The sequence below is a fragment of the Alteribacter aurantiacus DSM 18675 genome, assembly GCF_000429705.1.
In the GTDB taxonomy this organism is placed as follows: Bacteria; Bacillota; Bacilli; order Bacillales; family Salisediminibacteriaceae; genus Alteribacter; species Alteribacter aurantiacus.
Genome location: NZ_KE386943.1, coordinates 86,874 through 111,317 on the forward strand (window position 1 = coordinate 86,874; position 24,444 = coordinate 111,317).

General features: G+C 45.4%; 18 protein-coding genes and 2 pseudogenes. 7 read left to right on the forward strand and 13 right to left on the reverse strand.

All coding sequences use genetic code 11. The features are described 5' to 3' along the window. Positions 1 to 65: 65 nt before the first annotated feature. From G476_RS23385 to G476_RS0118925, 7 genes and pseudogenes are all read right to left on the reverse strand, one after another. Positions 66 to 260, reverse strand: a pseudogene (locus tag G476_RS23385) (UDP-N-acetylglucosamine 2-epimerase); the annotation flags it as partial. Between the two features lie 155 nt (positions 261 to 415). Beyond that, positions 416 to 1,204: an SDR family oxidoreductase gene (locus G476_RS0118895; RefSeq protein ID WP_026691473.1), complete on the reverse strand. Its 789-nt coding sequence runs from the start codon at positions 1,202 to 1,204 to the stop codon at positions 416 to 418. Between the two features lie 15 nt (positions 1,205 to 1,219). Continuing rightward, entirely contained in the window at positions 1,220 to 3,205 is a 1,986-nt protein-coding gene (locus G476_RS0118900; RefSeq protein WP_026691474.1) for a TRAP transporter permease, read from the reverse strand. Positions 3,206 to 3,212: 7 nt separating this feature from the next. After that, positions 3,213 to 3,665, reverse strand: a complete 453-nt coding sequence (locus G476_RS23050; RefSeq protein ID WP_084405843.1) for a DUF1850 domain-containing protein — start codon at positions 3,663 to 3,665, stop codon at positions 3,213 to 3,215. A gap of 439 nt (positions 3,666 to 4,104) precedes the next feature. Continuing rightward, positions 4,105 to 5,115 (reverse strand): TAXI family TRAP transporter solute-binding subunit, encoded by a 1,011-nt coding sequence (locus G476_RS0118915; protein WP_026691475.1) that lies wholly within the window; start codon positions 5,113 to 5,115, stop codon positions 4,105 to 4,107. A gap of 167 nt (positions 5,116 to 5,282) precedes the next feature. Then, a complete protein-coding gene (locus tag G476_RS0118920; protein WP_026691476.1) occupies positions 5,283 to 6,635 on the reverse strand; it encodes a sigma-54-dependent transcriptional regulator in 1,353 nt (450 codons plus the stop codon). Beyond that, positions 6,632 to 8,623 (reverse strand): transporter substrate-binding domain-containing protein, encoded by a 1,992-nt coding sequence (locus tag G476_RS0118925; protein WP_026691477.1) that lies wholly within the window; start codon positions 8,621 to 8,623, stop codon positions 6,632 to 6,634. Before G476_RS0118925 ends, G476_RS0118920 begins: the two co-directional genes overlap by 4 nt. 206 nt (positions 8,624 to 8,829) lie before the next feature. On the opposite strand from G476_RS0118925, the gene G476_RS0118930 reads away from it, so the two are divergent. Together G476_RS0118930 and G476_RS0118935 are read left to right on the forward strand one after the other, a co-directional pair. After that, positions 8,830 to 9,687: a hypothetical protein gene (locus tag G476_RS0118930; RefSeq protein ID WP_026691478.1), complete on the forward strand. Its 858-nt coding sequence runs from the start codon at positions 8,830 to 8,832 to the stop codon at positions 9,685 to 9,687. 116 nt (positions 9,688 to 9,803) lie between these two features. Further along, complete coding sequence (locus G476_RS0118935; RefSeq protein WP_026691479.1) at positions 9,804 to 10,625, forward strand: alpha/beta fold hydrolase; 822 nt, start codon at positions 9,804 to 9,806, stop codon at positions 10,623 to 10,625. Positions 10,626 to 10,690: 65 nt separating this feature from the next. Here G476_RS0118935 and G476_RS0118940 read toward each other — a convergent pair whose 3' ends face one another. Then, entirely contained in the window at positions 10,691 to 12,742 is a 2,052-nt protein-coding gene (locus tag G476_RS0118940) for an InlB B-repeat-containing protein (RefSeq protein WP_026691480.1), read from the reverse strand. Between the two features lie 270 nt (positions 12,743 to 13,012). Here G476_RS0118940 and G476_RS0118945 point away from each other — a divergent pair, with 270 nt between their 5' ends. Beyond that, entirely contained in the window at positions 13,013 to 13,690 is a 678-nt protein-coding gene (locus G476_RS0118945; protein ID WP_026691481.1) for a hypothetical protein, read from the forward strand. Here the strand turns inward: G476_RS0118945 and G476_RS0118950 are convergent. Next, positions 13,677 to 14,408 (reverse strand): TOTE conflict system archaeo-eukaryotic primase domain-containing protein, encoded by a 732-nt coding sequence (locus tag G476_RS0118950; RefSeq protein WP_026691482.1) that lies wholly within the window; start codon positions 14,406 to 14,408, stop codon positions 13,677 to 13,679. The genes G476_RS0118945 and G476_RS0118950 overlap by 14 nt on opposite strands. Before the next feature lie 130 nt (positions 14,409 to 14,538). After that, the gene (locus G476_RS22530; protein WP_051314943.1) at positions 14,539 to 14,925 is read right to left on the reverse strand and encodes a hypothetical protein; all 387 of its coding nucleotides are present in this window, start codon (positions 14,923 to 14,925) and stop codon (positions 14,539 to 14,541) included. 836 nt (positions 14,926 to 15,761) lie between these two features. On the opposite strand from G476_RS22530, the pseudogene G476_RS22535 reads away from it, so the two are divergent. Then, positions 15,762 to 16,045: pseudogene (locus G476_RS22535) on the forward strand (DUF6398 domain-containing protein); the annotation flags it as partial. A 47-nt stretch (positions 16,046 to 16,092) separates the two neighbouring features. On the opposite strand, the gene G476_RS23725 reads toward G476_RS22535, so the two are convergent. Next, positions 16,093 to 16,251, reverse strand: coding sequence for a DUF6933 domain-containing protein (locus tag G476_RS23725; protein ID WP_156906643.1), 159 nt, complete (start codon positions 16,249 to 16,251; stop codon positions 16,093 to 16,095). 550 nt (positions 16,252 to 16,801) lie between these two features. Between G476_RS23725 and G476_RS0118965 the strand changes: the two genes are divergently transcribed. From G476_RS0118965 to G476_RS0118975, 3 genes are read left to right on the forward strand one after another with little or no spacing between them, the layout of a single operon-like run. Then, on the forward strand, positions 16,802 to 18,868 hold the full coding sequence (locus G476_RS0118965; RefSeq protein ID WP_026691483.1) for a BglG family transcription antiterminator: 2,067 nt from the start codon (positions 16,802 to 16,804) through the stop codon (positions 18,866 to 18,868). Between the two features lie 29 nt (positions 18,869 to 18,897). Next, complete coding sequence (locus tag G476_RS0118970) at positions 18,898 to 19,170, forward strand: PTS sugar transporter subunit IIB (protein ID WP_026691484.1); 273 nt, start codon at positions 18,898 to 18,900, stop codon at positions 19,168 to 19,170. 3 nt (positions 19,171 to 19,173) lie between these two features. Beyond that, positions 19,174 to 20,436, forward strand: a complete 1,263-nt coding sequence (locus tag G476_RS0118975; RefSeq protein ID WP_026691485.1) for a PTS ascorbate transporter subunit IIC — start codon at positions 19,174 to 19,176, stop codon at positions 20,434 to 20,436. A 238-nt stretch (positions 20,437 to 20,674) separates the two neighbouring features. On the opposite strand, the gene G476_RS22540 is transcribed toward G476_RS0118975, so the two are convergent. Together G476_RS22540 and G476_RS0118985 are read right to left on the reverse strand one after the other, a co-directional pair. Then, positions 20,675 to 22,195 carry a glycoside hydrolase family 32 protein gene (locus tag G476_RS22540; protein ID WP_051314945.1) on the reverse strand — a complete coding sequence of 507 codons (1,521 nt, stop codon included), beginning with the start codon at positions 22,193 to 22,195 and terminating at the stop codon, positions 20,675 to 20,677. 1 nt (position 22,196) lies between these two features. Beyond that, positions 22,197 to 24,443: a GH32 C-terminal domain-containing protein gene (locus G476_RS0118985; RefSeq protein WP_051314946.1), complete on the reverse strand. Its 2,247-nt coding sequence runs from the start codon at positions 24,441 to 24,443 to the stop codon at positions 22,197 to 22,199. Between the last annotated feature and the right edge of the window lies 1 nt (position 24,444).

The following is a 24,444-nucleotide window of genomic DNA, read 5'->3' on the forward strand; positions in this document are numbered from 1 at the left end:
TACTATCCCTTCCTTATATAGCATCACTGAATGTAATGGTACCAAAAATAAAATAGATGGGGGGATTATTTGCTAAACCAGTATGATGCAAAAAAGCACGGAGAAATTAGATCCCCCCGCGCTTCACATATTTCCAAAATATCCACGATTCTCTTACTCGCAAACCTATCTCCATATGGATTGCTTGCTTGACTCATCTTTTTATACTCTTCTTTATCTTCGAGTAGTGTTTTAAACGTTTTATAAATCACTTCTTCATCGTTCCACCAACTTTACTTAGAGGTTTATGATCTCATGTTCATAGTACCTAGGACGAGCTTATCAGAAATATAAAAAAGGTGCCAGGCACCATGTGAAGTGTTCACACAGTGCCTGGCACCTAACTCAAGAAGCAAGAGAACCGTTCCTACTTAGACTAGTACGCTTTCGTCGACCCGCCATCCACAACGATAGATTGACCGGTTACATACGTGTTAGCGAATGAGCCGAGAAAAACGATCGTATTCGCGAATTCATCAGGCGTTCCGTAGCGCCCGACGGGGATCGTTTTTTCATGCTGCTGTTTTGCTTCTTCATAGCTCATACCGAGCTTTTCTGCCCTTATTTCATCCAAGTGGGCAACTCGGTCGGTGGCAATTCGACCAGGACCGACTGTATTGACGAGAATATTGTACTCTCCAAATTCTTTAGCAAGGGTCTTTGAGAGTCCTACGATGCCCATGCGAAACGTGTTTGACAGAAGCAAGCCTTCCACAGGTTCCTTAATGGAAGAGGAAGCGATGTTGACGATCCTCCCTCCTCCATTTTGCTTCATGTGAGGTAGCGCTTCTCGCACAGCTCTCACAAAGCTAAGAAGGTTGAGCTCGAAAGCTGTTTGCCAATCTTCATCTTCGTGGCTCTCAAACCCGCCCGCTTTCGGTCCGCCGGCATTGTTTACGAGCACATCGACTGTACCGAACTCCTTAACCGCTTGGCGAAAAAGGGCTTTAATTTCCTCCGGTTGTGTTACGTCGCATTTCCTAAACGACGGCTTATTCCCGGTGGCCTGAAAAATCTCTTCGGCTGCTTCTTTCAACTTTCCTTCATCTCGACTGGCAAGGGTCACATTTGCACCTTCTTTTGCAAAAGCGAGAGCTGATGCTTTGCCTAGCCCTTGGCTCGAAGCGAGGATGACGACTGATTTTTTATCCAACTGTAAGTCCATATGGATCTACTCCTTCTAAACCGTTTTAGCTTCTGATTCGGATTCGAAATTTCCTTGTTTTTTACCCTTCTTCCACTGCAAGAACCAGATGATCGCGATGATGGAGAAGCCGATCACATCTTGGATGAGGTTCGGGTTCATAAACAAAAGCGCGCCGCCGAACAAGACGATTCGAATGACCGGATTAATATGGGCAAACAAGTACCCTTCGGCCGCTGTACCGAGCATTATGACACCTGCCACCGCGGTGATGACCACAAGTACCCCTTCCATAAAGGTCGTGTCGATTAACAGAAGCGAGTTGTTGTAAACGAACATATACGGAATGATGAAACCGGCGATGGCGAGCCTCATGGACACGAAACCGGTCTTCATCTGGTCTCCTCCCGATATCCCCGCCGCCGCAAATGCTGCCAAAGCGACTGGTGGTGTGATGTTGGCAAATAGACCGAAGTAGAACACGAACAAGTGAGCAACGAGCGGCTCAATTCCGTATGCAACAAGGGCCGGTGCCGCCATCGTCGCTGTAATGATATACGTTGGAATCGATGGTAGTCCCATTCCGAGCACGATACACGCGATCATTGTAAAGAAGAGCGTGAGGAACAGACTATCTCCTCCAAGTGCAACAATGCCGTTTGCAAGCTTCAGACCAAACCCAGTCATTGTCGCAACGCCCACTACAAGACCGACGGACGCACAGGCTACGGCTACACCAACAGCCATTCTCGCCCCGTTTTCAAGAGCATCAAGGATGTCACGGAAAGACATACGCGTCGTTTTACGGATCATAGCAATCAATACAGTCACTAAAATCGTTAAGAATGCGGAGAAAATGATCGTTCTTCCGCTGAAAAAGAGCATGTACAACAAGAACGCAAGTGGAATAAGAAGATGCCCACGCTCTTTTAACACATCCATCACGTCTGGAAGGTTTTCTCTTGAAATCCCCTTCAAGCCGAGTTTTGTTGCACGGAGGTGAATCTGGACAATAATGCCCAAGTAGTAAAGTAGTGCCGGAAGGAGAGCAGCCAAGACAATTTGGCTGTACGGAATCCCGAGCATTTCGGCCATAATGAAGGCCGCCGCTCCCATGATCGGAGGCAAGATTTGCCCCCCGACCGATGCCGTACTTTCTACGGCACCGGCAAAGTTACGGCTATAGCCGATTTTTTTCATTAACGGGATCGTAAAGGAACCGGTTGTTACCACGTTTGCTACAGCCGCTCCGTTAATACTTCCTAAGAAGCCACTGGCGATAACCGCTACTTTCGCCGGACCGCCTTTCGTGCCCCCGGCGATGGCCATAGCCATGTCGTTAAAGAACTGACCCATTCCGGATTTGGACAAAAACGCACCAAACAAGATGAACAAGAAGATATAGGTGGCCGATACACCGATGGCCGTCCCGTAAACCCCTTCTGTAGTCACATACATGAAGTTCACAAGCTCATCCCACGTATATCCACGGTGTCTGAAGATTCCAGACATTTCGCGACCGAACAATCCGTATAAAAGGAACAAAATCCCAAGAACCGGAAGTCCCCAACCCGTTACACGGCGTGCAGCCTCAAGTACTAACAGTACGAGCATACCGCCAAAAATAAGGTCGTAGTTATTTGGCATTCCACCACGATTGACGATCCCGAGGTAATCGACAAAAATGTAAATGGTAGTAGAGAACGCCATGAGTGTAAATAGGATGTCGTACCACGGAAGCTTTGTACGACTGGCTTTTTTAAACGGTGGATAAAGTAAAAAGACAAGTGCTAATATAATGGCCACGTGAAGAGACCTGTGTTGCAACGTCACTGGCGTTCCAAAATAGGACGTATACATATGATAAAGGGATAAAAAGATCGCCAGTCCGGATACCAACATGGCAACTGCTTTGCTTGAGAACGTTCGGTATCGTGATTCGGCGGAATACTTCTCTAATACTTCTTTCTGTTCACCTGACATTTCAGGCTCATCGATGGTTGGTTGTTTCTTGTCAGCCATCACACGTTCACCTCTCTTCAATTACTATCTCGATCGCTTGATGATGGGGCAAATCGTTTGGACCTGTGCTTTCTTTGTCTCGTAAGTGGACCGTATGCTCCGCTTGTTGGGAGTGAATCCACGTAATCTTTTCCACAGGCTCATCGATATCTTTCACCACAACCTTACCGTCTTCCACTGTCATCGTTCCGTTGGCGTGATCCACACCTGCACCGAACGATTCGAAAATGGCTTCGGTCAACATGAGGCCCCCTTCGTGAGTGACTTCGTACACTTCACTCCAAGGTGTTTTTTCCACTGAGTGAATCCAGCTTAGGGTAATGCGGTCTCCTTCGGTCACTTGTTCCTCTACATAAATGCTGTCATTGTCTTGGTCTTGAATAACCATGTACAGCTGTTTTTCGGGAGTGCATGCCACCATAAGGAGAAGGAAGGCAAGTAAAGTTGTGGTCCTCATCATGTGCACCTCTTTTGTGACTCGGGTTTGATTTCTGTAACGTTCTCTTTCAAATTCCCTTCTAAAATGATTAAAAGAGGATAAAATTCAAATTGCTTACTCAACCCAAATGATGTTAGTAAGCTTCGTTGAACGGAATATACTCCCTTTCCGCGGACTCGCGGCAAGCCTCCTCGGGCGAGAGCATTGTGCTTCTTCCTCTACCAGCTGAGCTACGAAGAGTCTGCGTCGAAGCAACTCGAAGCATACTCATGAAGTAACCGCTCGTCCCTGTGGGGTCTTGCCTTTCTCGTAATTCCGCAGGAGTGTCGCATATTCCGTTCAACTACGCATTACTTGTCTAAAATCAGCAAACCAACTTAATGGAGTAAAAATGTAGATCTTTGTCATCAACCCTAAATAGAGTCTAATGTTCTTACTTTCGACTCAACTTTATCGTTTCTTAATCCAACGCTCCTACTTCTTCAAAGTAGCGTTCTGCGCCTGGGTGGAGTGGTACTGGCATTCCTAGGTCAACCGTATCTAGCGTGATGTCTTGGGCTGCGTTGTGGGAGCCTTGGATCGAGTCTAGGTTTTCAAAGAGTGCTTTTGTCATCTCGTACACGGCATCTTCAGAGATATCGTTTGATACAAGAAGGACGTTCATGATGGCTGCTGTTTGAATGTCTTCGTCATTGTTGTACGCGCCTGCAGGGATGGTTTCCGGTGAGAAGAACGGGTAGTTTTCCTCAAGGTACTCCATCGCTTCACCTTCGATCGGAAGGATCTTCGCATTGTGCGTTGTATCAAGGTCGATCACCGTCGCGTTTGGTACACCGCTCGTTACAAATGCTGCGTCAACCATGCCGTTTTTGATCTGATCAATGGCTTCAGCATAAGACAGGTAATCTTCATTAATGTCATCGTAAGACATGCCGTACGCTTCGAACACCATACGAGCGTTCAATTCAACACCAGAGTTCGGTGCGCCGACTCCGACACTTTTGCCGGCCAAGTCTTCAATCGACTCGATCCCAGAGTCTTCTGTTGTTACAACTTGTACGAAGTTTGGATAAAGAGAAGCCATTCCGCGGAGGTTATCAGTCGGTTCTTCACCGTCAAACGCGCCGCTTCCTTCGTATGCTTGTTGAACCGCATCGGCCATTGTAATCGCAAGTTCAGCTCTGTCATTTTCAATTAAATTGATGTTTTCCACGGACGCTCCAGTGGCTTGTACAGAAGAGTCAACCCCTAGCTCACCTTCAAGAATGTTGGAAATGGCACCACCGATCGGGTAATACACGCCGGATGTTCCGCCTGTGGCAACGGTTACAAATAAATCGTCAAGCTCTACGCCTTCTGACGCTTCGCCGCTTTCGCCGTTGTCGTCTGTACCTGTATCTACTGCATCATCATCTCCACACGCGGTGGCCAGTAACATCGTCGCTACGAGTAATCCTGCTAATTTCTTCATAATGATTCCCCCTAAAATAAAGTTTTGCTTTCATATTCAGAATAATGCAAGAGTTGTGCCAAGTTTCAAAAAGCCCGTAATGATAGCGCTTTCTTTTTATCCACCTTCTCCTTTCGTCAAAAAAGAACGGCAAAATCTGCCCCTCCAGCAAATTTTGCCGTTCTATGTTAGGTTTCTGTTGCTTTTACTTTGTCTCTTAAACTACGCTCACTGATCCCGAGCATGGAAGCCGTGTTTTTCCGGTGTCCCTCATTGTACTCAAGCGTGGCAAGGATAAACTTCGTCTCCAATTCTTTAAGAGACATCCCTACGTACTTATCGAGCGTACCTGTCTCTTGTGACGGAAGAGCCAGTCCTTTCTTAATCCCAGGCGGCAAGTCCACCACGTCAATGAGCTCCTCATCGGCCAATACCATGGACGACTCGACAATGTTGCTCAGTTCTCGGATGTTCCCCGGATAATCATGGTTCATAAGAATCTTTTTCGCTTCTTTTGTAAAGCCTTTGATTTCTTTATCCATCTCTTCATTAAACATCGTGCGAAAGTAATCAATGAGGGCCGGCAGATCGTCTTTTCTTTCCCGGAGAGGTGGAAGTGGGATCTGCAAGACATTCAGGCGAAAATACAGATCTTCACGAAAGTCTCCTCGTTGAATCATGTCGTCAAATGGCTTGTTTGTAGCCGCGATGACCCTTACGTCTACTTTTTCCGTTTTATTCGAGCCAAGCTTTGTCACTTGTTTATCCTGAAGCACGCGCAACAGCTTCGCCTGCAGGTTCATGGGCATATCTCCGATTTCATCTAAAAAGATCGTCCCGTTGTTGGCGATTTGAAACTTCCCTTCCTTTGAAGAAACCGCTCCTGTATAGGCTCCTTTTTCGTAGCCAAACAATTCGCTTTCCAAAAGCTGCTCGGGAATTGCTGCACAGTTGACCACTTCAAAGTGCTCCTTCTTTCTTTTGCCTCCAAAATGAATCGCTTTAGCCACAAGCTCTTTTCCAGTCCCGCTTTCGCCAGTGATGAGGACGTTCGTGTCCACTTTCTTCACTTTTTCAATCATCTTGAACACTTGTTGCATTGGCTCACTTTTTCCGATAATCCCTTCATACCGGTACTTTTTCTCAAGCTCTTGGCTCAAATATTCGACCTGATCACTAAGCTGGCGGTAGTGAAACGCTTGGTTTATGACGGAAAAGAGCTCGTCCATATTCACCGGCTTCGTAATGTACGAGTAGGCGCCGTCTTTAATCGCCGTTACAGACGAGGAGATCGTGCCGTAAGCCGTTACCATAATCACCATCACGGACGGGCGAATCGCCTTGATTTTTTTCAACACATCAAGCCCGTCCACGTTCCCGATTCTAAGATCCAAGAGGCACAGATCAAAGTGATTGTCCCGGATGTTGGCCAAGCCCTCCTCAGGATTGGTCGTGGTCACCACGTCATATTCATCTTCCAACGCAAACGCCAACGACGAACAAATCGATGGTTCATCGTCAATAATGATCACTTTTTTCATGCTGTTGTCCCCCTTTCTACTAGTTCGAACGTCAGATAAATGGCCGTTCCTTCACCTTTGACGCTTTCGATCCGAAGCTGCCCGTTGTTATCTCTCAAGTATTGTTGTGCGATCGCAAGGCCTAGCCCCGTTCCTTTTGCTTTTGTTGTAAAAAACGGTTCGATGGCTTGCTCTTTTTCTTCGGCACTCATCCCGATTCCGTCATCTTCCACTTTAATAATTACCTGTTTGCCAACAACATGCGCCTTGAGCTTAAGAGTTTGATCTTCAGACGACTCCTTCATGGTCATGGCGTCAATACCGTTTAAAATCAAATTGATCACCACTTGCTTCAGCTGATTTTCATCCGCTTCTATAAATAAACCTTCTTCAGATTCACAAACCATATCAAACCCGCTGTTGATTGCCGTTTGTTTAAATAAAATCGTACACTCTTCCAAAAAGGAGCCCACATCCATGATTTCTTTGTTCACTTGCTTCGGTTTGGCGTAATCAATCAACCCTTCAATCAAGGTGTTTACCCGTTCAATTTCTTGAGGCACATAGGTGGAAATTTCCTTTTGAAACCGCGCATTGTTGTACTTTCTTGGAATCAGCTCTACAAACGCTTTAATGGACGTAAGAGGATTTCGGATTTCGTGAGCGATCCCCGCAACCACGCGACCAAGGGCCTGATTTTTTTCCTGTTCAAACACTTGTAGTCTCAGCTGCTTCTCTTCGGTCACGTCCTCAAAGGTTACGATGATCCCAGCTCTATTTTTATCTAAATCAAAAAGAGGATACACATAGTACCTGAGGTAATAGACACGTCCGTCATCACGTTTCCATTCTGCGTCTTCCCCGAGGTAAAGCTGATTTGAGTGAAGGACCTGATCAAACTTACTTTTCAAAAGTTCGTTTAAGATCCTTACTTCCTTATAATGCTTTGACACAACCTCTTCTTTTAAACCGCCCATTTCCCCTGCCTTCGTATTAAAAGAGGTAATCACTCCGTTCGGGTCAACAGTCGCGATCCCCCGTGGACTACTGTTGAGAATCTGCTTCTTAAACTCATCGCTGCTCTGTGTCTGTTCAACCTGGTGCTGAAGGGACTGGTTGAGCTGGTTGAGGACATTGGTTTTTTTGTTCACTTCCCGTTTCAGCTGCCTGTTCCATTTCACTCCGATCAGAAACAGGATTAAGATCAGAACGAACGCCGTTCCGATCACTTGAATGGTCAGCCATAGCCGATCGGCAAGGTCACTTTCACCGGCAAACCAATTGTCGTAAATCTCATTGTACGTCCCGTCCCCACGCACCTCGCGAAGGGCTCGGTTGATCTGGTCCATCAACAGGTAATTCTCTTGTTGGACAACCATGGAATACTCGACCGGTAGCAAATAACTCCCCACCGTCTGATACTCATCCCGAACCCCTTGTTGCTCGAATTCATATTCAGCAGTGAGCATGTTTCCTACAAAAGCCCCCGCTCTCCCCGATACAAGAAGGTCAATCGCATTTCGTGGGGTGCTCGCCGTATGATAATGAATGCCTCGGATGTTGCGGAGAAATTCATATTCGAGCGTATCCCTCTCCATAGCCGTGATCACTTGTCCCAAGTCAGCCAGCCCGTCCACCTCATCATTGTCTTTGTGAACAAATAGCCCAACAGACGTACTCATATAAGAATCCGTAAACTCCATCTCTCTAGCTTCTTGGTCATTGAAAAAAGCACTAAGCATCACATCAATGGTACCGTTTTCAAGATAGGCCACCGTCTCCCGTCTCGGCACTTCCACGTAGACGATCGACCTGTCCATCCTCTCTGCCAGCTCGTCCATCAAGTCAATCGCAAATCCCCGTTCCCCTCGACCATCATAATAATGAAGTGGCGGAAGCTCCGGGTCATACCCGACACGAAGAGGTCCATCCGTCTCGGCACTCGTTGGCGTCACACTTATCGTGCTTGCCATGATGATGAAGCATAAAACCATGATGATTATCCTCAACCGGACCACCCCCTTCTTTCTTCTTAGTATAATCGTATCGTATTTTTTGTGTGGGGGGAAGGTGGGGTTGGAGCGAGGTAAGAAACGTAAGGTTCTCCTCACCCATCTCCCTTCTACACAACGATTTCAGTTCTAGCCCATCCAATAATTGTATAAAATAGTCCGGAACGAAACAGCTCCTATCATAAACGAAAGAAGGTGAAGAGTTGAAGCGTGTAGTGCTAAGTTCAATAGTCACACTTCTCTTCTTGTCGTCCGGTTGCTCAGAAGAAACGATTTTAAAGGAGGAGAAACAAAATCACGCGGGAGAAACAAGTCATGTTAAAGGTGAAGAAGATGATATTTCCTCTAACGAAGCTCCACTTTCAGAACAGGAATTAAGGTTTATGTTTAGTGATGTTAAGAGCTATATGGGCCGAGACGTGCACTTTACAGGGCGAGTATTTTCTGTTGAAAAAGACGCTGATGGAGTTTATCTTCAAGTTTGGCAGGACCCTGATGCGCTTAATAACAACACGATTATTGGTTACACTGACTCAACTTTAGACGTGAAAGAAGACGATTACGTAGAAGTTTTAGGTACTATAGCAGATGAATTTGAGGGAGAAAATGCATTTGGTGGAGTGGTCACTGCACCAGTCATAAGAGCTGAAGAAATTAACGTTCTCACATATAAAGAAGCCATAGCCCCAACAGTTTTAGAAGTAGAAATAAACGAAGAAATTAGTCAACACGGCTACATTGTTAAGGTTCAAAAGATCGAATTCGCAGCAAACGAAACACGAGTGTACGTTGAAGTAGAAAACGACTCCAATGAAAAGATCAACGTCTGGATATATGATACCAAGCTCATTCAAGGCTCTCGGCAATTTGATGTAGAATACAATTACGATGCCGATTATCCTGAGATTCAATCAACAATCAACCCTGGTATTCAATCAGAAGGCATCTTCACCTTTGCACCGCTTGATCATGAAGGTGGTGAGTTAACATTCGTTATTGAAGGATCTTCAGATGATTGGGAAGTTGAAATTCAACCCTTTACTTTTGAAATAGTTTGGTAATGCAGTGACGGTTCTCCTACTTTGGAAGAAGGAGAACGATCCTTCATGCTAATGAATCAACGCCCTCCACTTGGAATATCCATGTAATAAAACTTCTAACGAGGCGAGGGAAACAGATGACTAAAGTAAAGGAAACGTACATCAAGGTCGATTCAGGTGTGGAACTGTTTGTTCAAGAGGCTGGGCAGGGTGAACCGATCGTTTTTATACCGGGGTTTACGTTTACGACAGAAGTGTTTGAAAAACAGGTGACGCACTTTGCAAAAACCAACCGGGTAATTGTGGTCGATCCAAGGAGTCACGGGCGATCTACGGTGGTTCTTCACGGGAACGATTATGTCACTCATGGCACGGACCTTCACGAAGTACTTGAGGCACTGGACGTAAAGCAGGCCACTCTTGTAGGTTGGTCATTCGGATGTTTGACTGCATGGGAGTATGTGAAACAGCAGGGATTTGATAAAGTAAAAGCGATGATTTTTGTGGATATGCCACCGAAATCTTTATCCACGAAAACAGAAGATTGGGCTGAGGGAGCACTCGACGACATCGCAGGCATTTACAATGCGTATTTACTAGACTCCAAAGGGCAAAGAGAATTTATCGCTAGTTACATCTACCAAGTGATGATTCAAAGAGAGCTTAAACCCGAAGAATTAACATGGCTTGTCGAACAATCCCTAAAGACTCCCTTTTATATCGCCGGCAACCTATTTGCATCAGGCATGTTTGCCGATTACCGAGAGGAAGCGAAACAGGCGAGTGAAGCTGTGCCTACGTTAAATATCGTGGCAGAGCATTGGTCTAAAACTGCGGTAGCGTACTCAAATAGGTTGACCCCTAAAACAAAAGTCGAAGTCCTCGGAGGCCACATGATGTTCTGGGAGCATAGTGAGAAGTTTAATGAGGTTGTGGAGAGATTTATGAATAAAAACTAAACCGCAAGTCCAAACCCCTCATTCCAAAAAGTGAAGACTGCCTCCAAAGAGACAGTCTTCATTTATTAATCATCCAAACTTTCCTTGATCGCTTCAAAAATCGCCGTTACGCTTTTGTTTCTATCCATTGTTATTGTCGCCGAGCTGCTACTCCCCGTGTGGTCCCCTGACCATCCTCCAAACGTATACCCCGACTCTGGAACAGCTGTAATTGAGACGCCTGTGCCGGCCTGGAATGTGGATCCTGATGGAGATACCGTGACGGATCCTCCTCCTTGACTACCAGTAGAAAGAGTAAATTCCGAAACTGGCGCTGATACAGTCACCTTGGTAAAGATGGCTTTGACACTTTTATTTGCGTCCATTGTAACCGTGATTGACGGTGACGACCCGGATACTGACCCTTCCCAACGAACAAATTCATACCCCGATGCTGCCTCTGCTGTTAGAGAAACGGCTGTGCCTTTGCTGTAATTAGATTTGGAGTTGCTCTTTGCAATTCTTCCCTCTCCCGAAACTTCCGTGCTCAGGGTGTATCTTGTAGGCGCTGAAGTTGCTGTTTGTTGCCCCTGGTTACCACCATACGTCCCTCCTGAACTACTACCTGAGCCAGAGTGACTTCCTGAACTACTACCTGAGCCAGAGTGACTTCCTGAACTACTGTCAGAACCGGAGCTACTCTCTGAAGGCATGCTCGTTTCCTCATTACTACTCTCTGTATTTTCAGATTCACTTTCATCCGCTTCCACTTGCTCTCTTGAAAAGATGGCTTGTACGTTGTGATTTCTGTTCATGGTCACAGAGACGGACTTCTCGGATCCATTTACACTACCTTCCCAACGTTCAAACTTCCATCCACTGTTAGGCACAGCTGTCAACGTTACTGTGTCACCAGTGGAATACTCGAGAGCATTTTGAATCACTCTTCCACTGCCTTCTACCCCTACAATAAGATCAAAGGATACTTCGGTGAAAACAGCTGTCACAGCGAGGTCCTCTTCTAACGTCACGGACAGAGGGTTCGTCATAGTTTGCACATCTCCATACCAGCCAGAAAACTCCCAACCTTCAGCCGGTGTAGCTCGAAGGGTAATCTCTGTGCCATAAGGAAATCCGTCCTTCAGAGGACTGAGGCTAACGGTTCCCTCGCCCTCAACTTCGTAAGAAACGTACACTTGGTCATCATCTATAACGATCGTGACCTCTGTTATCACATTATCTACTTCTGCCGTTAGCGTCTCCGTTCCACTTTTTTCAGCAGTAAAAGAAAATTCACCATCCTCGGCTTCCGATAGCGTACCTAATTCTTTTTCCAATACCCAATCAGGCATAACATCCATTTCTTTTCCTGCTAAATCAAGCCCGGACGCCGTAAAGGAGACCTCTTCTCCCCTGCTCATGTTTACTGATCGAGGCGTGACCTCAAGCTCATCCAACACTTGTTCTGCAATTTCAAAGTCTTCTATAATTACAAGTGAACCAATTGCCCCTTCAATCGTTACTTCACCAACCTTTTCAGGTGAGATAAAAATACGGTCTTCTTCATCGACAATAAATTCCCCTTCTCCGTCTTCCAATGACCACACTACTTCCATATCAAGAGAGGTATCTTCGTCCCAAATCAACGCAAGGGAATTTTCATAGTTAAGTTGAAGGCGAGAGCGAGTGGACTGGACGGATAGACGTTCTGTTATCTCCTCAACCAATGGCTCGAAGTCACTAGAGCGACCAGCATCTTGTCCATCTAATGTGATGTGGATCCCCTTTTCAATCTCTTCCCTTTGAAAATACATATCTGCCAATGTAATATAAAAAGCCGACTCCCTCGGTTTGATCCGAACACCTTGGAGAAGCGTACTTTCCCCCTCGTCCCACCTCTCAAGCATAAAGTATGCTTTTGAAAGATTTAAGCGTGCCTCTAGGTGCCCAGGGTCCACACTCAAATAGTCCTGATAAAAGTGAATGCTAGCTTCATAGTCTTCTAATTCAAAGTAATCATTCGCTTGTGAAAGTAAATGATCAGGATCCTCCGACTGGGCAGCGTTAAACGTAAATGTCCCCACTCCTATCAAAAGAAGCACGCTAACGGCTATAATCAAGATCTTAACTTTATCCATCGGTCCCCCACCTCCCGCAACCTGTAAAAATTATGAATTATAAATAAAACATACCATAAACCTACATCTTTTGACACCCTGCGTAAAGGTGGGGTTCCATGTGGGGACGGTTCTTCCGCTTCCTCGGCACGCCAAGATAGGGACGGTTCCCCCACTGCCAAAGGATGCAACAGAACCGTCCCCACCTTACTCTCATTTAGACGTTTTCCGACACGGTTAGTATGGTAAAATTTAGAGTATAAAGACATTGTTCCGATGGAGGGTGATCAGATGAGGAAACGCCAGCTTTTAGTAGCAACGGCTTTACTGGTACTTATTTGCACTGCTTGTACCAATGCAGGAGAAGAAACGAGTGGAACGGAAGAGAATGAACCACAGCCAGGAGAAGAAACAAATGAAAATGATGATGGCTCCGCCTCGCAGGCAGAAGAAGAACCTCCTCCTGAAAAAGAAGAACAACACTCCGATGAGCAAATAGATGAGGACGTCACCTCTGAAGATGAAGAGGAAGAAATAGAAGAGAATGTTACAGAGGAAGTAGTCGACAGAGTTTTGGAAGTAGAGGGCGATAACTACGTGTTAGAGAGCTCTGAATACGGCTTTTCCCTAGACCTTCTTGAATCATGGAGAGACATCACGACAATCACAGAAAGCAACGATGCACCGGACACCATCAGGTCATTCAGTATTTTCTATACACCTGACCATACTATCGAACAATTCTTCTTTTCCATCGATGTACTCCCAGCAGATTATGGACCCGAATACCTCGAAGGGTCACCATGGATCTACCTCGGTTCAACTGAACAATACATGTTCTCCTACAACATCACCCCAGAACCCACACCTGAGATCTTGGAGCCGGAAAACGAGGATAAGTTAATGGAAATTCAAAGTATGATACAGGATGAGCTGCCAAGAGTGATTGAGACTTTTAGGATTTACTAGCGGCAAGGTGGGGACGGTTCTTTTGTCTCCTAGGAAGCAAAAGAAACGTCCCCAACATAGACGGGAACATGCGGGCAAAGGAATCGAGACCCACTTGAAAAATCTCGGATAATGTCTGCTCAAGAATATTGTTGCCGAGTTTACGCGCGGTTTTGGCTAGGACGGGCTCGGAGAAAAAGACCCATACATGGCATCCGTTACCGGAACGAGAGATCTCCGGGTATGCCGGAACACTATCTTTACACATCGATAAAAGAGCACGCACGTCTTCCTTCCAGCTCCTTCTATCAAAATCAAAAGCCGAGAAATAACACGTGTCATCTTCAAGCAATGGGTAAATTCCGATCGTCCGCTCCCCTTTGAGGTGATCAAAAATCACTTTATCAGTCATAGGAGTTAACTTACGACGCTTACAATCAATACATTTAATCTGAGGTTTCTTGCATAAGGTAGGATGCCATTGATGATCACAGGCAGGAGAGTACCCGGTCCGACCGGATTTAGATTCCCAACGCTTTGGGAACACGTCCGTTCTTCCTTTGAAAAGACCCTTAAATATAGATAGTCTCTCTTGGATCACTTCAGCATTGGACTTTAAAGGTTGGCGTGGTTTTGGGGCGATATCTTGTTCTTGCAACAACGCTCTTAAACGGGCGTTCTCTTTTCGTAACTCTTCACATTCTTGAAGTGCCTGACGCAACTGTTCCTCCATGCTCATCCTAATCCGCCTCACTAAAAATAAAGTTGGTTTTATTTAGTAAAATAAGCGAATGGTTCAAATGTGAGGCTGACCATAGGGGATGAAAGGTGGATTTAATGCTTTAGGAATGTAGGAAATAAGGGGATCATCATTTCTCTTTTAATCGCTCAATGTCACTTTCCACTTTAAACATTCGCTTGTTCAACACTTGAATGTCATAATCGCGCGTGTCCATCTTCTTGTCAATTTGGTGCAAAATGGCTTCAATATCCTTAATGTGACTTTCTTCCACTCTGACTAAGGTATCTTCAACCGTATCAAATCGCTTCTCCATTTCATCAAATCGCTTTTCCATTTCATCAAATCTCTTCAGCTCTTCTTCAACCCAATCGAATCGCTTCTCCATCGTATCGAATCGATTCTCTATCGTACCAAACCGATTCTCCATCGTGTCAAAACGATCGCTATGCTGATCAAGTTGTCCTTCTATGCCCATTAACTTTGCTACAATCAAATCCAACTTTTTATTCTCCACTTTCTTACCTCCTCACATTTTTTCAGCTTTTATAAAAGTATAGATAAAAAACCAAACGTAAACAAGCGTACAATAAGGAAAATGTCAACAGGGGCAGAGATAATAACAGAGGAGTTAACGATGAAAACCTAGAGGAGTATTCTAAAAATAGTGTACCACAAATGACGGAACATTCGTTCTGTTTATGCACTTATTTTACGTACTTTTTTCATAAGCGCAGCGACGGTACTTTCGCTTCCTTGAGAAACATTAGAACCGTCCCTACTTAGACCCACTCAGCACCCGCTCTCTCGACGGAAGCTCCTTCGCCCGCTCGCCCATAAACATCTCCGCCAATGGATAGAACGACTCCACGTCATCCGGTATGATCGTTAGATCCATCGCAGCCAATTCCCTGTCTTCTCAGTGATCGCTTTTCTCTTTCTAAAAAAATGCGAAGCTTCCTGGTAGGTACGCCAATAAGCCACCTCATCGGTAAGTAGTGTCAGTAGCAAAGGGTTAATTTGTATATCATCATTGTCCTTTCTATTAATCTATTAAGCGTTTTATCAAATCCGCACGTAAAAATGATCTACCACTGCTATAATCCCTCATTCCATGTCGAACGTCATCCGTTTAAATAAACGTTTAATTAACAAGACAAAGACCGACAAATAAAAGTTCGCTTCTGCTCTTTTCTTCAAAATGAAGCAACAGAACTGTCCCCAATTCACCACCTTGATAAACACCTTTATTAATCTTACAATTAACCGGAAAAAACACCTTGTAAAGAAGACGTAATCATTTCATTTTTTGTATAATCTCAAAATCCTGTCCATCAAAAGGAGTGGCTAATTGTGAAGGATAAGAAGGAAAAAACAGAGCAAAGAAAAAAGGAGTTAATTCGTTTAACAAGCCTTTTCAGTCAAGAATATCTAAACGATGAATATGATCACATCATTGAAAAGTTCATTTCAAAAATGGCTCGTAAAAGAGAGGTTCCCTTTCTCTTGGGCAGAATTGAAATTTGGGCGGCAGCCATGATCCATGCATTGGGAAGTGTTAATTTATTGTTTGACAAGAAGAACACCCTTACGTTTCTGCAAATGATATTTATGAGTTTTTCGACACCAAACAGAGTACGACCTCTCAACGGTCCAAACAGATCAGAGATATGTTCAACATGACCTATTTCGATGAACTACTGTCATTCATCAGAACAAGCGCTTTTCTACGACCCATCATCATCACATTAGCATGCCAACAATACAACCGCTCCTCTTCAGACACTTCACTCGGCTTCACTTTAATCTCTTTTAACAACTTTTGTGTACACTGAATAAGCACAATCCATCCCCCTAACCATGGTTACTCTTTCTTTTATTATTCCCACTATATCTCACTACTCAACAGGGAAAATAAGAAAATCGTGACACTCTCCTTTCACTTCTGTTCCGCTCCTACGAAAAAACTTCACCTCTTCGCTCCCAAAGTGCAGGAGTAGACTGACTTATATCCTAATTAAATCGTCTTTGGTGCTTATCCCCACTCGTTTACCACCCTTCATAGAAACAAAACAACATAACAATATTTGCCTCGAGATCTACTTATAACCTTGTGGAATAAAGCAACCAACTCATGTTCTCTTGAATTACAAATCACTAATTCCCTTGCCAAATGAAGCAAAAGAACCGTCCCCACTTGGCCAAGGAAGCAGCAGAACCGTCCCCATTTGGCCCCCACCCGGCCCTTCAGTCCAACTTTGCACACACCCATGTTCATGTTTCGGACTTCCGAATTTTGTTTATCCTACTTATCATGGAGTTAAGTCATTCCACAGTATTCCTGATTTTGATTCAGCTAGCTAGCACATTGTTAGGAAAGGTGGTGGGTGAAATTGATATTAGATCAAAAGAGCGCTCAGTTATTAGACCTTCTTGCACTGAAAGCCGATCCGGTTTCAGCCAAGGAACTGGGAGAACATTTAAAGGTCTCTCGCCGGACTGTTTATTACAACTTGAACAAAGTGGATGATTGGTTAGTGGACAAGAACCTCGATAAGGTTCAACGAGTGAAAGAGGTTGGGATTTATTTGACTCAAACGACGAAAGACGAGCTGCCCAAACACTTCACATTGAACCAGTCCTATGACTACTACTTTTCATCGGATGAGCGAAGGGCCATTTCAACGTTTCTCTTGTTAACCAAAAACAGTAACGTTTTTTTGAAACACATGATTGAAACGACAAGTGCCAGCAGGAACTCTTGTTTAAGCGATGTAAAGGAGATCCGAGAACGAGCCAATGACTATGGAGTGGATCTCACCTCCTCACGCTCTGAGGGCTACAAGATTAAGGGAAAAGAATTCGATATTAGAAGACTGTTTATTACGACCGTTCACGAAGACTTGGACGTTGAAGTACTCAAGAAGATGATGAGCTTGTGGGAAGAGGCTAGTCCTGAGATCTCGCAGCGCATGGACTTGGTTGAAGAGGTAATGAAAAAGCACTTTCCTCACACCGGGGCTCACGGGGAGTCAGGCCGTTATCATCCATTGATTTGGTACATGACCTTTTCCCTTCACCGTATGATGAATCGTCAGAACATCGATGCAATTGAAGAAGCTCATTCCCTTAGACGAAGTTCCCTGTATGAAGATGCCAAGCGTGTGAGCCATGACTTGAGCGAGGCTCTTCAAGTCAACATCCCTGACGAGGAATTAGCATTCATTACGATCCTCCTAGTCAGTCATCGGATTAATTCAGAACAAAATGATTATACTATCAAAGGGTTGGACGAGGTTGTTCGTACCATGGTAGTGGATTTTCAGCGGTATGCCTGTATGCAATTTCGAAATTACAGGGAGGTTCAAGACAACTTACTCATTCACATCTACCCTGCTTATTACCGGATGAAATACCGGTTGCCTGCGAGAAATCCATTAACAGAGTCTGTTAAGGAAAAGTACAGTGATATCTTTCAGCTCACAAAAAAAGTCGTTCCTCATTTAGAACGCTTTGTGGGGCAGGCAATTGACGAAGATGAAACCGCCTACATTACGATGCATTTTGGCGGGTGGATGAGAAAAGAGGGCCAAACGGCGGCTGAGAGGAAACAAGGTTTGATTGTTTGTTCCAGCGGAATCGGGACGTCTCAAATGTTACGCACCCAACTCGAGAGACTATTTTCAACGATTGACTTTGAAGTCGTCACCTCTGTTGAAGAAGCCACGATCAATCCAGACCTTATTTTTACGACCATTCCTTTAAAAAATAGAAATGTACCGACCTTTCACGTGAATGCCGTCTTAACGGAAACGGAAAAAGAACGAATTTTGACGAATGTCAATCGTCTCCTACATGTGAAAGAAATTAATCCAACACAACCGAATGTAAAAGAAATCCTTAGGGTCGTTGAAAGACACGCGACCATTCACGATCAGACACTGTTACAAAAAGAGATTGAGGATATTCTTTCAAATAAACCACTTCAAGTAAAGGAGCTGTATAAACCGATGCTAAATGAAATCATCCAATCGAACGCGATTCAAATTGTCGATCGCGTAGAGACGTGGGAAGAAGCGATCGAACGGGCAGCACAGCCTTTAGTCGATAATCAATCCATTACTCCAAACTACGTGTCTGCCATGATCGAGAAAGTCAAGGAGCTTGGCCCATACGTCATTATCGCTCCACAAGTGGCGATCCCACACGCAAGACCTGAAGACGGGGTGGAGAAGCTTGGAATGAGCGTCATGAAAGTAGACGAACCGGTGAAGTTTTCAGATGAAGAGCGTCACCAAGCATCGTTATTCTTCGTCTTGGCAGCCGTTGATAACGAGACACACCTTAAGGCACTTTCACAACTATCAACGATGCTGTCTGAGGAAAACAACATTGAAAAGTTACGAGCAGCTACACAGATTAGCGAGATTCAAGGAATTATTGATCAATATAGTGAGTAAAAAACAAAAACACTTAGGAGGAATTTGAAATGAAATTATTAGTTGTATGCGGAAATGGACTAGGAAGCAGCTTTATGGTGGAGATGAACGTGAAGAAGGCAATCAGTGAACTAGGGATTGATGCAGAGGTGTCACATACGGACCTTGCTACAGCACGAACAGAATCGGCTGATTATTACATTGGATCTCGTGACATCATTACGAACTTGGACGATGGAAGCAAAAAGATCATTCCCCTTACAAACTTGCTAGATCAAAATGAACTGAAGGAAGCGTTACAAACTCACATTCAGGAGGGATAAGTCATGGCAGAACTCATTATGAATGACATTCTGGGTACACCGGCCATTCTCGTTGGTCTCTTCGCTTTACTCGGTCTTCTTTTACAGAAAAAAGACGTGGCCAATACCGTATCCGGGACTTTGAAAACGATCATGGGCTTTGTCATTCTGGGAGTGGGAGCAGGGGTTTTGATCTCGTCTCTCGACTTCTTCTCCCAAATGTTCGAGCAGGCGTTTGCCATTCGAGGGGTTATTCCGAATAACGAAGCCGTTGTAGCGGTAGCGCAGCAAGCATTCGGTACAGAGACCGCCATGATTATGTTGTTCGGTATGGTAGCCAATATCGTCATTGCTAGACTCACGCCACTTAAATATATTTTCTTAACCGGACACCACACGCTTTTCATGGCATGTTTGATCGCAGTTATCTTAAGTACAGGTGGCATGTCAGGCATTCCGTTGATTGTTACTGGTTCCTTCATTTTAGGATCTGTGATGGCTCTCTTCCCGGCTCTATTGCAGCCGTACATGAGACAAATTACAGGAAACGATGACATTGCCCTTGGTCACTTCGGCTCTATCGGTTACTTCGTTTCAGGTACAATCGGGAAATACCTTGGTAACAAAGAAAAAACGACTGAAGACATTAAAGTACCTCAGTCACTCGGATTCTTGCGAGATACGTCAGTAGCCGTATCTCTTACGATGGCAATTCTGTTTATCGTCGTCGCCCTCTTTGCAGGTGCACCATTCATTGAAACTGAACTAAGTGAAGGGATGAACTTCATCGTCTTCTCACTAATGCAGGGTATTACATTTGCTGCCGGTGTGTATGTGGTTCTTGCCGGGGTACGTATGCTACTTGCTGAAATCGTTCCAGCCTTTAAAGGAATTGCCGACAAGCTCGTACCAAATGCGAAGCCAGCATTGGATGCACCAATCGTCTTTCCTTTCGCACCAAACGCTGTTATTATCGGATTTTTCTTCAGCTTTCTCGCGGGACTTGGAAGCATGTTCTTCCTACCGATGTTCGGTCTAGCTCTCATCGTACCAGGCCTTGTGCCTCACTTCTTCACAGGTGCAGCGGCTGGCGTATTCGGAAACGCTATGGGTGGACGAAGAGGGGCGATCTTAGGAGCCGTCACAAACGGAATCCTAATCAGCTTCTTACCAGCCCTACTCATGCCAGTCCTAGGTACGCTTGGATTCGAAGGTACGACATTTGGAGATTCGGACTTTGGGGTTGTAGGTATTCTGTTAGGTTGGTTGGTGAGTTTGTTTAATTGATAAGATGTTACGCCAATATAAATTAATGAAAAAGGAGAAACGGCCAGGTTGGCTGTTTCTCCTTTTTTGTGTGTATTTTATTCCCAAAAGGTTGTATCAACTTTCAAAGATAACCGTTAGACTTCCGTTTCCGCCCATTGTGATGGTTGCCGATCTGTTGCTTTCGGAGTGATCGCCGGCCCACCCGAAGAATGTGTAACTGGAGTTACGGATTGGAGCCAAGTGAGATAATACTAACCTACCACACTGACTTTATCGTAAACCCCAAGCAGTCAACCTCTGGTTTTTTACCTGATGCGGAAATTGTAATGGCATAGCTGTCAGCTTGTTCCGGCAAAATGAGGTTGGTCATCGTCCTTCGTCCCCCATCGATGAAGATTTCTACAGATCCACGATCCACGACGAGTTGAAGGTGCAACGCACCAGCTTTGGCACTGAAAGGAGCTGTTGTAACTGCCGGGAAATGTTCATGAAACTCACTGTTCTTCATGCCGGCACGGTCAAAAGCCACCTCTCCTTGTTCGAAGTCTACCGTGACACTACAGCCTTTTTTTCTGTCCGACTGGAACAGCGTAACGACCATCTGCCCCTGTTCCGGTTCACCTCCATTAACACCTTTCATCATCAAATCAAGCACAAAAGGGCCATCCGGCTGAGGGATAATTGACGTGTTTTCTTCTTCTATACTTATTGTGCGGTCTACAAATATGTTTTCGGAGCGGTTAAACAGTTCAGCCACTGGCTTTTGGATCAGCTCATACACGTGTTCCTCCTGTACCAGTGAAACCTCTCTTGGAAGTGACATGGCACTTCGCCAAGGGCTTGTCGGAACATCATTGGCATACTGCCAGTTGCTCATCCACGCCATCCATATCCGTCGACCGTCTTTTACGGGCATATCGGAAAACGACTGGGTCGCGTAGAAGTCCTTCCCATAATCCACCCAGCGGACAGCATTACCACCGTCAAGTGTCCCCGTTACTTTCGGTTCCGTTACAAACGTCCGTCCATCAAACTCACCGACAAAGTACTGTCCGCCCGATCCCCCGGCAATAGCACCGTCTCCGATGTCCACCTGCATAACCCATTTTAACTCTTTGGTTCCTTCTACCTCTATGGCAAACAGATCCGGACATTCCCAGACACCGCCGTGAGCGCCTTCGCATTTTCCAAATGAGCTTTCATACGTCCAATTTAGCAGGTTCGGTGAAGAATAGATCATTATTTCCTGCCCAGCAGCAAGCACCATCACCCATCTGTTCGTCTCATGATGCCAGAACACTTTCGGGTCACGAAAATCCTTTAGCTCTGTATTTGGAATCACCGGATTGCCATTGTACTTCACCCACGTGCGTCCCCGGTCGGTGCTGTATGCTATACTCTGCTGCTGAGTGCTTTCAGAAGCGCTTGTATAAATGGCTACCAAGCCGTGGCCACCATTGAAAAGTCCGGATGTATCATGCCAGTCCACTATGGCACTTCCTGAAAAAATCATTCCCAGTTCATCAGGCTCAAGGGCAACAGGGAGGTGCTCCCATTCAAGAAGGTCCCTGCTCACCGCGTGCCCCCAGTGCATGGGGCCCCATTGCATGGAATCGGGATGAAACTGGTAAAACAAATGGTACTCCCCTTCGTAGAAAACCATTCCATTTGGATCATTCATCCACTTCTTTTCGGGTGTAAAATGAAGATGTGGGCGGTAAGGCTCCTGGTAAGTTGCTTTTTCTATTTTTTTGGCTAGTTTATCATCCAACGTCACGCTAACACTCCTCACTCCTGTAAATTCCGTCCATCTCCCACACTTTTAGAGAGCGGACATACACATCCTCATCCCCTTTAAGGGAAAGCCCTTTTGATTCCAGCAGTGCCGGATATATTCTTGTAGTAAGGCTCTTTTTTTCATTGACATACGCTTCTGCTAAAGACCGATCAAGAATCAAACGAAGAGAGAATAGTTCATCTTTAAGCTGCACTTTTCCTCCTTGAATACCCACGGTTCTTTCCGAAGCATCAAGAGTGGAAGAGTTTCGGTCTACATAAAACGCTTCATGTTTACCGTCGTAATAAAACAGTGTCTCTTCACTACGGTCTGGAGCCTGCCGGACATAAATTCCAACGGGCGACTCAACCGTCTCAACTTCCAACTCAATATCCAGCATATCGCCCTTCACCCTTTCGAGTTTTTGATTCACCTCAGCAAGGGTCATTCCCTGTACATCCACGAGCTGTCTTCCACGAAGAGATTTCACCTCTTCGATCGGCCTTATTCCCATATCATTGTCCTTATTCAAAAAGATTTCTGCCGGCATCCCTGCGTTATGTGCCCATCCCGCAGCATATTCATACTCAATAGGCCGCTCCCCTTGGGCAATCGTAAACAAGACAAGCCTGTTTTTCACAGGGTCCGCCATGGCGCTCGGTCCCGTAAAATGAAAGTCACCGTAATCAAACAGACGCGGCTCTTCAAAATCAGGGAGGAAACGTTTCGTATCCAGATCCCACTTTCCGATCCAGTAAAACACCTCCACGTCCGCACCTTCACCTACAGGGCTGATAATAAAGACATGCTTTTCCTCCCCCTTTGTATCTTTACCAAGTGGAAGGAGAATGGGCAGCTCCCAAACGATCCCCAGATAAGGGAAACGTTCATATTCACTCACGTAAAGGGGACCGTGAAACGCCCATTCCTTTAAATCCTCTGAGCTGAATAGAAGAGCCGTGCCCCCTCTTTCGTTAATACCCGAGGCCACTAGCTGAAACCACGTTCCGCCCTCTTTCCAAACAAAAGGATCACGAAACCCATCATCATATAAATCGTACCCTTCCGGCTGGACCAGATCCGGCTCATCCCGCTTGTTCCACTCTGCGAGTGTCGGATCGGCAACGTCCACCGGGTTCGCCAGAGCCACCATCTGGTTTGGCAGTTTTTGATGATTGCCTGCCGTAAAAAACAGCACCGGCTCTCCATTTTCATCCATATGAGCACAACCTGACCATGTACCGTCAGGATCCACCGCCCCAAGTTCAGGCGCCAGTGCCACAGGGGCGTCCTCCCAGTGAATTAAATCGTCACTTACCCAATGACCCCAGTGAATGTTCCCCCAATATGGGCCTTGTGGGTTGTGCTGATAAAACAGGTGGTATTTTCCTTCATAATAAAACGGCGCATGAGGTTCGTTCATCCAGTGCCCCGGAGGCGATGCGTGAAAACGGGGACGGTGGACATCATTCGTGAATTCGTCGCGCTGAATCGCAATCGTTTCTTTTTCCAGCACCGGGTGTCTCCCTGCGGGAAGATATTCCTGGTAAAGATCCGCAACATCTTCATTTGATAATGCCGAATCGTAGATCGCCACCTCATCCATCAATCCACTGAACATGTTTAAGGAAAACGTGTTTTCCACCATAAAAGGATCGTTATTCTTTCCGATGTATAAATCCACATCTGCGAGCTTCAATGTTGCTCCCTGCAGCACATGTTTTCTTTCCGCTGTCTGTCCGTTTACTAAAATCTTGATCTCTCCCAGAGCCCCGTCAAAGACCGCTGTAACCATCGACCATTCGTTTTTCTTTAGAAAGGTTCGTTCACAGGTCAACTCCTGCCATCCGGTGTTGAGCCCCACGTGAAAACCTAATCGTCCGTGTTTATGGAACCCCAGAATAAACCCCGTTCCACGAGCCCGGTTCTGTTGATTTACAATTGCGGAAAGCCGCTCGTCTTCAATACCTCCAAAAGAGCTCGGTGCCACCCAGGCTGATAGGGTAAAGCCTTCTGCCGGAAGAGCGATCTGCTCTTTTTCACGCGTGATAAACGTAGAAAAACCATCAAACCAAAGCGCCTGTCCGTGAATGCCTTTTCTTCGTTTACAGACACGATCCGGCTGAAACCGAGCATCATGAAAAACATAGGAAAGTTTGTCTTTGAGACCTTTTATCTCATCTGTGACATAACGCTCATTACCTTCTTCAAACCGCCATCGTGCTAACATTCCATTCTGCTTTCCCATC